Origin of the sequence: Bacillus cereus group sp. RP32, assembly GCF_040459735.1 — a bacterium.
GTDB classification, from domain to species: Bacteria; Bacillota; Bacilli; order Bacillales; family Bacillaceae_G; genus Bacillus_A; species Bacillus_A wiedmannii.
In genome coordinates this window covers 3,901,224-3,916,888 of sequence record NZ_JARVHO010000001.1, presented here as the reverse complement: position 1 = coordinate 3,916,888, position 15,665 = coordinate 3,901,224, and the positions used below count along the sequence as shown (strand labels likewise).

The window sequence follows — 15,665 nt, the reverse complement described above, 5'->3', positions numbered from 1 at the left end:
AAAGAAGGGATTTTTACATAATAAACAGAAGCAAGTTGAAAGGATGAAAGTATATGCCGAAACCAGTAATAGCAATAGTAGGCCGCCCGAACGTAGGAAAATCTACTATTTTCAATAGAATTGTTGGAGAAAGAGTTTCAATCGTAGAAGATATACCAGGTATAACGCGAGACCGTATTTATAGTGCGGGAGAATGGTTAAATCATGAATTTAACATTATTGATACAGGTGGAATTGATATTGGAGACGAGCCGTTCTTGACACAAATTCGTCAACAAGCGGAAGTAGCGATTGATGAAGCAGATGTTATCATTTTTATGACGAATGGTCGCGATGGTGTAACTGCAGCAGATGAAGAAGTTGCTAAAATTTTATATCGTTCTAAAAAACCAATTGTACTTGCGGTAAATAAGGTTGATAATCCAGAAATGCGTAGTGATATTTATGATTTTTATGCATTAGGATTTGGCGAGCCATTCCCGATTTCAGGTACACACGGTTTAGGACTTGGTGATTTGTTAGATGAAGCTGCAAATCATTTTCCAAAGATTGAAGAAGAAGCGTATGATGATGAAACAATCCGTTTCTCTTTAATTGGACGTCCAAATGTAGGGAAATCATCACTTGTAAATGCACTTCTTGGTCAAGAACGTGTAATTGTAAGTAATATAGCGGGAACGACACGTGATGCTGTTGATACACCATATAGTAAAGATGGTCAAGATTATGTAATCATCGATACAGCTGGTATGCGTAAAAAAGGGAAAGTATACGAAAGCACAGAAAAGTATAGTGTACTTCGTGCACTTAGAGCGATTGAACGTTCTGACGTTGTTTTAGTCGTTTTAGACGGAGAAGAAGGAATTATTGAACAGGATAAAAAAATTGCTGGATATGCTCATGATTCAGGACGTGCTGTTATTATCGTCGTAAACAAATGGGATGCAGTGAAAAAAGATGAAAAAACAATGAAAGCATTTGAAGAAAACATCCGTGCTCATTTCCAATTTTTAGAGTACGCACCGATTGTATTCTTATCTGCGAAAACGAAAAAACGTACACAAACATTATTACCAGTTATTAATGAAGTAAATGAAAGCCATAGTATCCGTATTCAAACGAACGTATTAAATGATGTAATTATGGATGCGGTAGCGATGAATCCAACACCAACTCATAATGGTAGCCGTCTGAAAATCTTCTATGCGACACAGGTTGCGGTAAAACCACCAACATTTGTTATATTTGTAAACGATACAGAATTAATGCACTTTTCATATGAGCGCTTCTTAAAGAATCGTTTACGTGAAGCGTTCGGTTTTGTAGGAACGCCGATTCACATTATCGCTAGAGCAAGAGACTAATGGAGAGGATGTGATTTTATGACAAAAATCACAGTAGTTGGAGCAGGTAGCTGGGGAACAGCGTTAGCGATGGTATTAGCTGACAATGGACATGATGTACGTATTTGGGGAAATCGTTCTGAACTTATGGATGAGATTAATACAAAACATGAGAATAGTCGATACCTTCCAGGAATTACATTGCCAAGCACAATCGCAGCCTACTCTTCTTTAGAAGAAGCATTAGTAGATGTAAATGTAGTACTTCTTGTAGTACCAACGAAAGCGTATAGAGAGGTATTACAAGATATGAAGAAATATGTAGCAGGTCCGACTACTTGGATTCATGCAAGTAAAGGGATTGAACCTGGTACATCAAAACGTATTTCGGAAGTGATTGAGGAAGAAATTCCAGAGGACTTGATTAAAGATGTTGTTGTACTATCTGGACCGAGTCATGCTGAAGAAGTTGGTTTACGTCAAGCGACAACTGTTACGTCTGCAGCAAAGCGTATGGAAGCGGCTGAGGAAGTACAAGATTTGTTTATGAATAGTTACTTCCGTGTATACACAAATCCAGATATCGTTGGAGTTGAGCTTGGTGGTGCGTTAAAAAATATTATCGCATTAGCTGCTGGGATAACTGATGGACTTGGATTAGGTGATAATGCGAAAGCGGCATTAATGACACGTGGTTTAACGGAGATTGCTCGTTTAGGAAGAAAAATGGGCGGAAATCCATTAACGTTTGCTGGTCTAACTGGTATGGGAGACTTAATTGTAACTTGTACAAGTGTTCATAGCCGAAATTGGCGCGCTGGAAATATGCTTGGAAAAGGACACTCTTTAGAAGAGGTGTTAGAAAGCATGGGTATGGTTGTAGAAGGTGTAAGAACAACGAAAGCTGCTCACGAATTAGCAGAGAAAATGGAAGTTGAAATGCCGATTACAGCTGCTTTATATGACGTGCTATTCAATGGGAATAATGTGAAAGATGCAGTAGGCTCATTAATGGGACGTGTTCGAAAACATGAAGTGGAAGCTATACCTGACTTACTTTAAAGAAAAGCGACAGAAGTACATTTGTACTTCTGTCGCTTTTTATTTTTATGGGTCTTTTCACCATTTTTTTAATTTTGCATAGGATGAAGAGTAACTTGAGGAGAGGGTGAAAAGAATGGATAATAACATTTTTAATAACATTGAAAAAGAAGCGAAAGTGAATAAAGAAGATATTTTTAAATTAGCATCATCTGTACAGAATGCGAATTTACGTGATGAGACTGTGCTTCGTCAATTGATTCATCAAGTGGCTCTTATGGCAGGACGTGAAGTGCCGAAAGAACAAGAGGATCAAATTGTAAAAGCGATTATTAACAATAATATGCCCGCTGATTTTGGTTCGTTAAGCAAAATGTTTAAAAAATAAGATATAAGAAACAAAGAGTTTGTAGATTGCATATGATAGCCATGAAAGTATGGGAATAGAGCTGTTTTGGGCATATTTGGTCAACCGAAGCGAGAGATATACTCGCTTCGGTTTTATTTTTATTTAGATTAGTGGAAGATGCGAAAAAACCTGTTGATTAAAGTTATATATTCGTAATTTGTAGTAAAATGTTCTTTTTGTATTTGTTTAAAGATTTTAATTTGTTAAAATAGTATAAAAATAGATTAATAAAAAGGGGTGTGTATATGTCAGAAGGGCTCATAAAAATGTGGTTTGCTTTAGGTGCAATTGGATTTATGTTTTTTGCAGTAAGTTTTATTTTACTAAGTAGATACAAAATAAAGAATAAATTTTTGAAAGGGATTACAGCGTTAGTAGCGTACACCCTTATGATTGTGTCAGGAATTGTTATTTTTCTTGTTGTATTTAGTGGACCTGTACAGCAGTAAAGGGAATGGTCTCGAAAATGCTACATACGGAGCAAGTTATATTAGTATGAAAAGGTGATTGCTAGTGAAAAAAGTCCATATTATTTTAATATTTTGTTGTATGAGCCTTTTAACAGGATGTCTGTATCCGAAAGAAAATATGAAACAAAATGCTGTTCCTTATGAAGATCAGATACAGGTTGTTCAAAAAGCTGTAGTGACATTTAAGGAGCAAAATGAGGGGATATTGCCAATTAAGACGCGGGATATGAGTACGCCTATTTATCAAAAGTATCCAATCGATTTTCAAAAGATTGCTCCGCGTTACATACAAGAAGCGCCAGGAAATGCGTATGAAAGCGGAGGAGTATACCAATACGTATTAATAGACGTTGAAACAAACCCGACAGTAAAGTTAATTGATGTTAGGATGGCTGAACAAATCCAGGAATTATCATTAAAGCTTAGGATGTATCGGGATGAACATCAATATCCGCCTTTTAAAAAGGTAATTTCAGATGGTGTGTATGAATTAGATTTCAAAAAACTAGGATATAAAGATGTGCCGCAAGTGACAAGTCCGTATTCTGGTAAAGGGCTTCCTTTTGTAATCAATGAAAAGGGAGAAATTTATGTTGATTATCGAATCGACTTATATGAAGCGTTGAAAAAAAATGAAGGGCAATTTAAGGAAGGGGAAGATATTCGGAATATACTTTCGAAAGATTCTCCATTTGTACCTGCGTATTCTTTACCGTATACGGTAAAGAATGGAGAACCAATTTTTTTAAAATCATAAGTCATGAACCTTTCTTTTAGTGAATAAGTTCTAGAAGAAAGGTTTTTTATGTTACACAACTTGCGATGCAAACAAAAGGTATTTTTTAATAGTCATATGAAATTGGACAAAATTATATGATATATTGTCCGAACTTCTAGAATACCATTATATTATATCAGATATTATAGGCAACGTTAGAGAAGGTATTAGTTGACTATAAATGTGGAATTATTCCCAAAAATATTGAGGGAGGGAATCACTTGGAAAAGGTAGATATTTTTAAAGATATTGCGGAACGCACAGGCGGTGATATTTATTTTGGAGTTGTAGGAGCTGTTCGAACAGGGAAATCAACATTTATTAAAAAATTTATGGAACTTGTAGTTATTCCTAATATTGAGAATGAGTCTGACCGTCAAAGGGCGCAGGATGAACTGCCTCAAAGTGCTGCTGGTCGTACAATCATGACGACGGAACCGAAGTTTGTTCCAAACCAAGCGGTTTCTATCGAAGTAGATGAAGGTCTTGAAGTGAATATTCGATTGGTAGATTGCGTTGGATATACGGTTCCAGGAGCAAAAGGCTATGAAGATGAGAATGGCCCGCGCATGATTAATACTCCTTGGTATGAAGAACCTATTCCATTCCATGAAGCTGCAGAAATCGGAACACGTAAAGTAATTCAAGAACATTCCACAATTGGTGTTGTAATTACAACAGATGGAACGATTGGTGAAATTCCAAGAAGAGATTATATAGAGGCAGAAGAACGCGTAGTAAATGAGTTAAAAGAAGTCGGAAAACCTTTCATTATGATCATTAACACTGTACAGCCGTATCATCCAGATACAGAGCAATTGCGCCAAAGTTTATCTGAAGAATATGATATCCCAGTCATTGCGATGAGTGTAGAAAGTTTAAGGGAAACAGATGTGTACAATGTGCTTCGAGAGGCTTTATTTGAGTTCCCGGTTTTAGAAGTGAATGTTAACCTTCCGAGCTGGGTGATGGTGTTAAATGAAGGGCATTGGTTACGCCAAAGTTATCAAGAAGCTGTTCAAGAGACTGTGAAGGATATAAAACGTCTTCGTGATGTGGACCGTGTCGTTTGGCAGTTTAGTCAGTATGAATTTATTGATCGAGCGAGCTTAGCTGGCATTGATATGGGGCAAGGTGTAGCAGAGATTGATTTATATGCACCAGATGAATTATATGATCAAATTTTAAAAGAGGTAGTAGGAGTAGAAATTCGAGGGAAAGATCATTTATTAAAGCTTATGCTCGATTTATCTCATGCGAAAATAGAATACGATCAAGTGGCGGATGCCCTGCGTATGGTAAAGCAAACAGGATATGGTGTAGCAGCGCCTGCGTTAGCTGACATGAGCTTAGATGAGCCGGAAATTATTCGTCACGGTTCAAGGTTTGGTGTGAAATTAAAAGCTGTAGCTCCGTCTATTCATATGATTAAAGTAGATGTGGAGTCAACGTTTGAGCCAATCATTGGTACTGAAAAGCAAAGTGAAGAATTAGTTCGTTATTTAATGCAGGATTTTGAAGATGATCCATTATCAATTTGGAATTCTGATATATTCGGACGTTCACTTAGCTCTATTGTTCGAGAAGGCATTCAAGCGAAACTATCTTTAATGCCAGAAAATGCGAGATATAAATTAAAAGAAACGCTAGAAAGAATTATTAATGAAGGATCTGGCGGATTAATTGCGATTATATTATAAGAAAAAATCCCTCTCATCGTAGAGGGATTTTTTTTGATTTTCGCGTATAGAATAGCAAAATAAACAGTCATTATCTAATATATTGTTGTAAATTGTCAAGTTTCATCAGATTTTCACAGTTTAAGAGTAACAATTTCCTTAAAAATATTGAATTATAAAGGAGAATCGTATAATATAGGCGTTGATAATGATTTATCTACATCTTTGTAGTATAGAATTTGTAAAAATTGCCTACAAATGAAAGTAAGACTCATTTTATGATCATTATACAGTCTTATCTTTGGGAGGAGGTGAATGGCATGAACAAGACAGATTTAATCAATGCTGTTGCAGAAGCAAGTTCCCTTTCTAAAAAGGACGCAACAAAAGCAGTAGACGCTGTTTTTGATTCTATCTTAGAAGCTTTAAAACAAGGTGATAAAGTACAACTGATCGGATTCGGTAACTTCGAAGTTCGTGAGCGTGCGGCTCGTAAAGGTCGTAACCCACAAACAGGTGAGGAGATTGAAATCGCTGCAAGTAAAGTACCTGCATTCAAACCTGGTAAAGCGTTAAAAGATGCGGTTAAATAATCCTTACATATTAACAGGGAAGAAGAGTTTCCTTTTTGGGAACTCTTCTTTTTGCTTTTAAAAACATAAATATGCTAGAATGTGTTCGTATCACTTTTAGGTTTTCGGGAGGGCTAGCGGATGGCAAAAGTTAATTTAGAACAAATTGAACATGCAGTACGCCTTATTTTAGAGGCAATCGGAGATGACCCAAATCGTGAGGGAGTACTTGATACACCAAAGCGTGTGGCAAAAATGTACGCAGAAGTGTTCGCGGGTATGCATGAAGATCCGAAAGAACATTTGCATAAAGTGTTCGGAGAAGATCACGAGGAGCTTGTACTAGTAAAAGATATACCGTTTTATTCGATGTGTGAGCATCATTTAGTTCCATTCTATGGAGTTGCTCACGTTGCATATATTCCGCAAGGCGGAAAAGTGACAGGGTTAAGTAAATTAGCTCGAACTGTAGATACAATTGCACGTCGTCCACAACTGCAAGAACGTATTACATCAACAGTAGCGAACTCTATTATGGAAGTACTAGAACCGCATGGTGTAATGGTAGTAGTAGAAGCGGAACATATGTGCATGACGATGCGTGGTGTGAAAAAGCCGGGCGCGAAAACTGTAACAACAGCGGTACGTGGTGTGTTAGAAAATGATGCAGCGGCACGTAGTGAAATTTTATCTTTTATTAAAACGAAGTAAAGAAAAGTGGGAAACTGCTTTTCTTTTTTTTTTTTTTGTAAATAAATGATATAGTTTTAGGAAGACAGAGTGAGAATAGAAAGACTACTTACAAGAATGGAAGATGTTATTTCATTCGGTGGAAGTTTGGAAAGAGTAGCCAAGTTTTGGTTATAGAAAATAGAATGAATGTGTTATAATAAGTTTTATGAATTAGAAAACAAGGGTGATTTTTGTGTGTGACATCTACGGAGGGTATGCGGGTATAAGAGAGAAATTGATGGAGAAATTACGCCATCCTTATTTTATAAACTATATTGAAGAACCATATATTGATGAAGAGAAAATAGCATTGTTATATGGTGCTTTAAAAAGTGCAAAATTACATATAGAACAAATTGAGCATTATGTAGTAACGATTATGCTTGTTCAAATTGCGCTTGATACACATGAAAGAGTATCAAATAAGGCAGGGGAAGAAGCGAATGAATCGCATAAACGTCGCCAGTTAACAGTGCTTGCTGGAGATTACTATAGCGGGTTATATTATTACTTATTGTCTATGAATCGTGATATTGTTTTAATTCGTGCGCTTGCTGAAGGAATTAAAGAAATTAATGAGCACAAAATAATGTTATATCAAAAAGCACATAAAACGATGGATGACATAATGGGAAGTGTAGTAACGATTGAGTCTGCACTCTTACAAAAAACATGTGATCATTTTCATTTATCTCATTGGAAGCCGTTTATAACGTATGTACTTGGAAAAAATCGTCTTCAAAAAGAATGTGAACGATACGCTGATAAACAACATTCACCTGTTTTTCAAGCTATTCAAGAGATTTTGAACGATAAAGCGGATGCAGAAACAGTTATCAATGGATGGGTGATGGAACTCAGAAAGAAAGAAAATCAATATTTGAAAAACCACACAGATATAAGCGATATAAACTCTGTGTTAAGAGATAAATCGAAGACATAAGCAATTTTACATTGGAAGAAGGTACGAGCATGCAACAATCAAAAGAAGAAAGAGTACATGATGTATTTGAGAAAATCTCTGATAAATACGATGTGATGAATTCTGTAATTAGTTTTCAAAGACATAAAGCGTGGCGTAAAGAGACGATGCGCATTATGGATGTAAAACCAGGTAACAAGGCTCTTGATGTATGCTGCGGGACAGCGGACTGGACAATTGCGCTAGCTGGAGCGGTAGGTGAACAGGGCAAGGTTGTCGGTTTAGACTTCAGTGAAAATATGTTATCTGTCGGTAAGCAAAAGGTAGAGGCGTTACAATTAAAACAAGTAGAACTGTTACACGGGAATGCAATGGAACTTCCGTTTGAAGATAACACATTTGATTATGTAACGATTGGATTTGGTTTACGTAACGTACCGGATTATATGCACGTATTAAAAGAAATGACGCGTGTAGTAAAACCAGGTGGAAAAGTAATTTGTTTAGAAACATCTCAACCAACAATGATTGGTTTTCGACAAGGATATATTTTATACTTTAAATATATCATGCCGTTATTTGGAAAGTTATTTGCAAAAAGTTATAAAGAATATTCATGGCTACAAGAATCTGCTAGTACATTCCCAGGTATGAAAGAATTGGCTAATATGTTCGAAAAAGCTGGACTTGAACGTGTACAAGTGAAGCCGTTTACTTTTGGGGTAGCAGCGATGCACTTAGGTATGAAACCAGAATCAAAATAGAAAATAGAAAATAGAAAAAAGAAGTTTTAGGTTAAGGTGAACAATATGAAGTTACAACTTATGTACTCTTTTTTACGATCGGATATTAATGTGATAGAAAAAGAATTAAAAAAGACAGTTGCTTCTGAACAGCCATTGGTAGAAGAGGCGGCATTACAACTTATTGAAGCTGGTGGGAAGCGAATTCGTCCTGTATTTGTGTTGCTTGCGGGGAAATTTGGAGATTATAAGTTAGATGCAATTAAACATGTAGCTGTTGCGTTAGAACTTATTCATATGGCTTCTCTTGTTCACGATGATGTTATTGATGCTGCATTTTTACGACGTGGTAGTGCAACTGTGAATGCGAAATGGGGAGATCGTATTGCAATGTATACAGGGGACTATTTGTTTGCTAAGTCTCTTGAATGTATTACAAATATCGAAATCCCAAAGGCGCATCAGGCGCTATCGCATACCATTTTAGAAGTCTGTAAAGGTGAAATTGAACAAATTAAAGATAAATACAATTATGACCAAAATTTACGAACGTATTTAAGAAGAATAAAGAGAAAAACAGCATTATTAATTGCTGCGAGTTGTCAACTAGGAGCAATTGCTGCTGGCGCTAATCGTGATACGGTAAATCGACTATTTTGGTATGGGTATTTTGTAGGAATGTCGTATCAAATTATTGATGATATTTTAGACTTCGTTTCCACAGAAGAGAAGCTTGGAAAACCTGCTGGTGGTGATTTGTTACAAGGGAATATTACCCTTCCTGCCCTATACGCTATGGAAGATCCCGTGCTTCGTAAGAAAATCACATCTGTACATGAAAATACAACAGCGGACGAAATGAAAGAAATTATTGAGGCTGTAAAAAATAGTGACGCTATTGATCAAGCATTTGCGTTTAGTGAACGTTATTTACATAAAGCATTAAAAATCATAAAACCACTTCCGCGTGGACAAGCGAAGTATGCATTACAAAATGTAGCAAAGTATATTGGGAAACGAAAATTTTAGTGTTTTTTCTAAAAAATAAAATAATCTCTCTATTTCAAAACTATTGCGCAATTGTGATAAGGGTGTTAATATGTGTGGGGGGATATACAATTACATACATAATTCAGAAGTGGAGAGATTTTTTATGGAAAAAACATTTCTAATGGTAAAACCAGACGGTGTACAACGTGCCTTCATTGGGGAAATCGTAGCTCGTTTTGAGAAAAAAGGCTTTCAATTAGTTGGTGCAAAATTAATGCAAGTCACTCCGGAAATTGCTGGACAACACTATGCTGAGCACACAGAAAAACCTTTCTTTGGTGAATTAGTGGACTTTATTACATCTGGACCTGTATTCGCAATGGTATGGCAAGGTGAAGGTGTAGTAGATACAGCTCGTAACATGATGGGTAAAACAAGACCACATGAAGCAGCTCCTGGAACAATTCGTGGAGATTTCGGTGTAACTGTTGCGAAAAACATTATCCATGGTTCTGATTCGTTAGAAAGTGCAGAGCGCGAGATTGCTATTTTCTTTAAGGAAGAAGAATTAGTTGACTACTCAAAATTAATGAACGAATGGATTTACTAATTATTTTGAAATAATTTGTAAACGCTTTAATCACTGTGATAATAGTAGAAAGTGCAAGGAGAATAGGGGTATTCTTCTTGCACTTTTTTTGTTTCAATTAGTTACGAAGTTAGAGCTGTTATGATATATTGATATGTAAAGTAAAAGGCCTATCGGAGAATAAGCGAATGGCTGATCAAATATATAATTTCTTTCATATTTTTAGAGTAAGGAAAGATAATATCATTGCTTAATATAGCGGGATAAATACATATACGAAAAGAGGAATAACGTATGCGATATATTACAGCTGGTGAATCTCATGGTCCACAACTTACAACGATTATAGAAGGTGTTCCGGCAGGACTGCCTTTAGTAGCGGATGATATAAATGAAGAGTTAGCTAGAAGGCAAAAGGGGCATGGGCGTGGTAGACGCATGCAAATTGAAACAGATCAAGTGCAGATTGTAAGTGGTGTTAGACATGGAGAGACATTAGGTTCTCCAATTGCACTTGTTGTTGAAAATCGTGATTTTGCACATTGGACAAAAATTATGGGCGCAGAGCCTTTAACGGAACAAGAAGAAAAAGAAATGAAAAGGAAAGTAACAAAACCAAGACCTGGGCATGCTGATTTAAATGGTGCGATTAAATATGGTCATAGAGATATGAGAAATGTACTGGAACGTTCTTCAGCACGCGAAACGACAGTGCGTGTTGCTGCTGGTGCGGTTGCTAAAAAAGTGTTAGCAGAACTTGGTATTACAGTGGCGGGCCATGTAATTGAAATTGGCGGTGTTGAGGCTCAGGAAATTACGTATAGTTCAATTGAAGAATTAAAAAGTATTACAGAAGCATCACCTGTACGTTGCTTAGATGAAGAAGCAGGTAACCAAATGATGAAAGCAATTGATGATGCGAAAGCAAATGGTGATTCAATAGGTGGAATCGTTGAAGTGATTGTGGAAGGAATGCCAATTGGGGTCGGTAGCTATGTGCATTATGATCGAAAACTGGATGCAAAATTAGCAGCTGCAATTATGAGTATTAATGCTTTTAAAGGCGTCGAGATTGGAATTGGTTTTGAAGCAGCGCATAGACCGGGAAGTGAAGTTCATGATGAAATTCTGTGGAATGAGGAACATGGATATACACGAAGAACAAATAATGCAGGTGGATTAGAAGGCGGTATGACGACTGGAATGCCAATTGTTGTGCGTGGTGTGATGAAACCGATCCCTACACTATATAAACCTCTTCAAAGTATAGATATTGATACGAAAGAGCCTTTTACAGCAAGTATTGAACGTTCAGATAGTTGTGCTGTTCCAGCAGCTAGTGTCGTTGCAGAAGCGGTTGTAGCATGGGAATTAGCGACAGCTTTAATAGAACAATTCGGATTAGATCGTATGGACCTTATTCGTGAAAATATTGAGAAACATAATGAATATGCGAGGGGATTTTAATGGGAAACATACATATTCAAACGAAATCAAAAGAATATGATGTACATGTAGGAAAAGAATCGTTGTCACATTTGACAACAATCATTCAAAACATGCAGCCATCTGTATCAAACATCATGATCATTTCAGATGAAATTGTTGCAACTTTACATTTACAGACAGTTGTAGATGCATTGCAAATAAAGCAAAAAGTATTTTCATTTGTCGTACCGAGTGGCGAAAAAGAGAAGTCTTTTGAAAATTTCTATGCGGCTCATACGTCAGCTCTTGAAAATAAATTAGATAGAAATTCTTTAATTATTGCACTTGGAGGCGGGATGATTGGAGATTTAGCTGGTTTTGTTGCTGCATCGTTTATGCGTGGAATTCGCTTCGTTCAAGTTCCAACGACTTTATTAGCTCACGATAGCGCAGTAGGTGGGAAAGTAGCAATTAATCACCCGTTAGGTAAAAATATGATAGGGGCATTCCATCAACCAGAAGCAGTTGTATATCATACGCCTTTTTTACAGTCTCTTCCTGAAAAAGAGTGGCGTTCAGGTTATGCAGAAGTGATAAAACATGCTCTTATTGGTGATGTAAAGCTGTATCATTGGCTAAAAGAAGAAGTGCAAACATTAGCAAATCTTCGTGATGAGAAATTAATCCATATATTAACGAAGGCGATTCCTGTAAAGGCAAACATTGTATCGCAAGATGAAACAGAAAAAGGTGTACGTGCTCATTTGAACTTTGGACATACGTTAGGCCATGCTCTTGAAAAAGAACTAGGATATGGAAATATTACTCACGGTGACGGAGTAGCGGTTGGAATGTTATTTGCCTTGTTTTTAAGTGAGCAAGTGTACAAGGTTAATCTTTCTTATGAAGAGATGAAGCAGTGGTTCTTAAAGTACGGATATCCAAAAATGCCAAGTGATTTGAATGTAGAGCGTCTCGTTCAATTAATGAAACAAGATAAGAAAGCGAACGCTGGAGCAATTCATATGGTGTTAATGCAGGAATATGGGGTAGTGAATGTCGTATCTATTCCAGATGAGACTGTTCATATTGCGTTAGAGGCATTTCAAAAGGATATGGTTTAAGAGCTAAGAAGTGCTTGTTTAAAGGTATCCTCGTAATAGTGACGGTTAAGATAAACGATTGCAGTGAGAGATTACAACCTTATTGTAATTGAATTGAATAAAACGACTGGGGGAAGAAAAATGAGAGTGAAAGAGCAATTGTTAACTTTGAGAGCATATGTACCTGGGAAAAATATTGAAGAAGTAAAAAGGGAATATGGATTATCAAAAATTGTGAAATTAGCATCGAACGAAAATCCATTCGGTTGCTCAGCACGCGTAACAGAAGCATTAACTTCTTTAGCGAGTCAATACGCTCTTTATCCAGATGGATATGCATTTGAACTTCGGACAAAAGTAGCAGAGCAGTTAGGTGTCAAAGCAGAACAACTGTTATTTGGTAGTGGATTAGATGAAGTCATTCAAATGATTAGCCGTGCATTACTACATGAAGGAACAAATGTTGTAATGGCGAACCCAACATTCTCGCAATACCATCACCATGCTGTTATTGAAGGAGCAGAAGTTCGTGAAGTATCACTTAAAGATGGCATTCACGATTTAGATGCGATGTTACAGCAAGTAGATGATAAAACGAAGATTGTATGGATTTGTAACCCGAATAATCCGACAGGTACATATGTAGAGAAACAAAACTTACTTTCATTTTTAGAATCAGTTCCTAAGTCAGCGCTCGTTATTATGGACGAAGCATATTATGAATATGCGGGGGCAGAAGACTATCCGCAAACATTACCACTTCTTGAAGAGTATGAAAATCTTATGGTTTTACGCACGTTTTCAAAAGCATATGGTTTAGCTGCTTTCCGTATCGGATATGCGGTTGGTAATGCGAATTTAATCGGGCAGCTAGAAGTAGCAAGGTTACCATTTAATACATCGACTGTAGCGCAGGCTGTAGCACTTGCTGCATTAGAAGATCAAGTATTTTTACAAGAATGTGTGAAAAAAAATGAAGAAGGATTAAATCAATATTACGCATTTTGTAAGGAATATAACGTATTCTATTATCCATCTCAAACAAATTTCATTTTCTTAAAACTCGGTATTCCTGGTAATGAGGCTTTCGAACGATTAATGAAGAAAGGATATATTGTTCGTTCTGGTGCTGCATTTGGTATACATGATGGTATTCGTATTACTGTCGGTTTGAAAGAAGAAAATGATGAAATTATAGAATTATTGAAAGAGCTTGTAAACGAGCAAGTAAAGAAAGAAGAAACATACTCTTAAGAGTTTGTGAAGGCTCCTAATATAGGAGTCTTTTTTATTTAAATGAAGGCCTGTAAAGCTTGATCCGTACGTGTTAATAATTAATAAGGGAAGTTATTTGCACGGTAATGAAAGAAAACGGTACAATAGAAAGTAGTAATGCGGTATCGGTGTCATATTCGAATCGTTATCAGTGAAAGTACAAGAAGAAGTATGCTCATCCCCTCACTGATTATTAGCCCGCACCAATCGGGGTAAATGAACAGAAAATAATATTTGTTAGAATTAAAGGAGACGTTTATGCAAAAGTTTGAACAAGCTGTTTCATATATTGAAAATGGTGAAGCGGAAAAAGGATTACAATTATTAAAAGAACAATTAAAAATTGCGAATGATGAAGAGAAGTATGATATCGCTCGCTATTATCATACACTTGGATTTACGGATGAAGCGTTAGCTATTACAGAAGACTTGCGTTTATTGTATCCGGAAGAAAGTGAATTCACTGTATTTTTAGCAGAATTATATATTGATCTAGACAAAGAAGATGAAGCGATTGAAGTGCTTCATGATATTCCAGAAAATGATGACTTATATGTTCAATCGTTATTACTTGTTGCAGATTTATTCCAAATGCAAGGTTTCGATGATGTAGCAGAACAAAAACTATTAAAGGCGAAAGAAATGATGCCTGACGAACCTGTTATTACGTTTGGATTAGCAGAGTTATATAGTAGTAAAGGTGAAGAACAAAAGGCAATCACTCATTATGAGTCGCTATTAGCAGAACATAAAGTCATGGGTGGTGTTGTCATTGCACTTCGCCTCGCAGAAACGTTAAGTGCGATTGGAAATTGGGAAGAAGCGATCTCTTACTATGAAGCAGGTTTAGAGGAACAAAAAGATATCCACTCATTATTTGGATATGCCTTCACATTATACCAAGGTGAAGAATACCAAAGAGCAATTGGTGCTTGGCAAGAACTAAAAGAATTAGATCCGGAGTATGCATCGCTGTACATGTATTTGGCGAAAAGCTATGAAAAAGAAGGAATGCTTCAAGAAAGCTATGAAACACTTCAAGAAGGAATTAAAGTAGATGAGCTTTCTGTACCATTTTATGTAGAATTAGCGAACATTGCGGCGAAATTAGGAAAAATAGCGGAAGCAGAGGAAGTGCTTCAAAAAGCGCTTGAGTTAGATCCAGGACATTTAGGTGCGATATTAAAATATGCGTATATCTTAAAAGAACAAGAAAAATATGAAGAGTTAATTGCAGTTGTAGAGCGTGCGATTGATAGCGGAGAACCAGATACACAACTACTTTGGGATCTTGCGTTTGCAAAAAAACAATTAGAAATGTATTCGGATGCATTAAAACACTATGAAAGTGCATATACTTCTTTTAAGAATCATCCAGACTTCTTGGAAGAGTACGGTTATTTCTTATTGGAAGAAGGTATGCGAAAAGAGGCGAAAGAAGTATTTACTCAGTTAATACAACTAGACCCGACACAAATTCATATTGAAGAATTGTTATATAATTTAGAGGATTTTTCATAAGTTGGAAGGAAACTGAATACCGCTTCTTGAATCTAAAAAGAAAAGAGAAAGACAGAGGAGGGACTTAATT

The 15,665-nt window shown here is 36.4% G+C and carries 16 protein-coding genes; all 16 read left to right on the top strand.

Annotated features, from left to right (window positions below; translation table 11 throughout):
- Positions 1-53: 53 nt before the first annotated feature.
- The 16 genes from der to QCI46_RS20055 all read left to right on the top strand — a co-directional run bounded on the left by der (position 54) and on the right by QCI46_RS20055 (position 15,595).
- Positions 54-1,364, top strand: coding sequence for a ribosome biogenesis GTPase Der (gene der / locus QCI46_RS20130; RefSeq protein ID WP_001125888.1), 1,311 nt, complete (start codon positions 54-56; stop codon positions 1,362-1,364).
- A gap of 18 nt (positions 1,365-1,382) precedes the next feature.
- Positions 1,383-2,405: an NAD(P)H-dependent glycerol-3-phosphate dehydrogenase gene (locus QCI46_RS20125; protein ID WP_000161769.1), complete on the top strand. Its 1,023-nt coding sequence runs from the start codon at positions 1,383-1,385 to the stop codon at positions 2,403-2,405.
- A gap of 115 nt (positions 2,406-2,520) precedes the next feature.
- Positions 2,521-2,772: a stage VI sporulation protein F gene (locus tag QCI46_RS20120; protein WP_000369753.1), complete on the top strand. Its 252-nt coding sequence runs from the start codon at positions 2,521-2,523 to the stop codon at positions 2,770-2,772.
- Positions 2,773-3,038: 266 nt separating this feature from the next.
- A complete protein-coding gene (locus QCI46_RS20115) occupies positions 3,039-3,242 on the top strand; it encodes a DUF2768 domain-containing protein (protein ID WP_001288995.1) in 204 nt (67 codons plus the stop codon).
- A gap of 64 nt (positions 3,243-3,306) precedes the next feature.
- Positions 3,307-4,020 (top strand): hypothetical protein, encoded by a 714-nt coding sequence (locus tag QCI46_RS20110; RefSeq protein WP_000755477.1) that lies wholly within the window; start codon positions 3,307-3,309, stop codon positions 4,018-4,020.
- Positions 4,021-4,262: 242 nt separating this feature from the next.
- Entirely contained in the window at positions 4,263-5,741 is a 1,479-nt protein-coding gene (gene spoIVA, locus QCI46_RS20105) for a stage IV sporulation protein A (protein ID WP_000416519.1), read from the top strand.
- A 299-nt stretch (positions 5,742-6,040) separates the two neighbouring features.
- Positions 6,041-6,313 (top strand): HU family DNA-binding protein, encoded by a 273-nt coding sequence (locus QCI46_RS20100; RefSeq protein ID WP_001043860.1) that lies wholly within the window; start codon positions 6,041-6,043, stop codon positions 6,311-6,313.
- 120 nt (positions 6,314-6,433) lie between these two features.
- Positions 6,434-7,003, top strand: a complete 570-nt coding sequence (folE, locus tag QCI46_RS20095) for a GTP cyclohydrolase I FolE (protein ID WP_001151478.1) — start codon at positions 6,434-6,436, stop codon at positions 7,001-7,003.
- Between the two features lie 214 nt (positions 7,004-7,217).
- On the top strand, positions 7,218-7,967 hold the full coding sequence (locus QCI46_RS20090; RefSeq protein ID WP_327957780.1) for a heptaprenyl diphosphate synthase component 1: 750 nt from the start codon (positions 7,218-7,220) through the stop codon (positions 7,965-7,967).
- 29 nt (positions 7,968-7,996) lie between these two features.
- On the top strand, positions 7,997-8,710 hold the full coding sequence (gene menG / locus QCI46_RS20085; RefSeq protein ID WP_001187661.1) for a 2-heptaprenyl-1,4-naphthoquinone methyltransferase: 714 nt from the start codon (positions 7,997-7,999) through the stop codon (positions 8,708-8,710).
- Between the two features lie 45 nt (positions 8,711-8,755).
- Entirely contained in the window at positions 8,756-9,718 is a 963-nt protein-coding gene (gene hepT, locus QCI46_RS20080) for a heptaprenyl diphosphate synthase component II (protein WP_353841251.1), read from the top strand.
- Between the two features lie 124 nt (positions 9,719-9,842).
- The gene (gene ndk, locus QCI46_RS20075; protein ID WP_000415885.1) at positions 9,843-10,289 is read left to right on the top strand and encodes a nucleoside-diphosphate kinase; all 447 of its coding nucleotides are present in this window, start codon (positions 9,843-9,845) and stop codon (positions 10,287-10,289) included.
- A gap of 273 nt (positions 10,290-10,562) precedes the next feature.
- Positions 10,563-11,735 carry a chorismate synthase gene (gene aroC / locus QCI46_RS20070; protein ID WP_353841250.1) on the top strand — a complete coding sequence of 391 codons (1,173 nt, stop codon included), beginning with the start codon at positions 10,563-10,565 and terminating at the stop codon, positions 11,733-11,735.
- Complete coding sequence (gene aroB, locus QCI46_RS20065) at positions 11,735-12,820, top strand: 3-dehydroquinate synthase (RefSeq protein ID WP_353841249.1); 1,086 nt, start codon at positions 11,735-11,737, stop codon at positions 12,818-12,820. Before aroC ends, aroB begins: the two co-directional genes overlap by 1 nt.
- Before the next feature lie 120 nt (positions 12,821-12,940).
- Positions 12,941-14,053 (top strand): histidinol-phosphate transaminase, encoded by a 1,113-nt coding sequence (gene hisC / locus QCI46_RS20060; RefSeq protein WP_353841248.1) that lies wholly within the window; start codon positions 12,941-12,943, stop codon positions 14,051-14,053.
- 279 nt (positions 14,054-14,332) lie between these two features.
- On the top strand, positions 14,333-15,595 hold the full coding sequence (locus QCI46_RS20055) for a tetratricopeptide repeat protein (RefSeq protein ID WP_001168667.1): 1,263 nt from the start codon (positions 14,333-14,335) through the stop codon (positions 15,593-15,595).
- Positions 15,596-15,665: the final 70 nt, after the last annotated feature.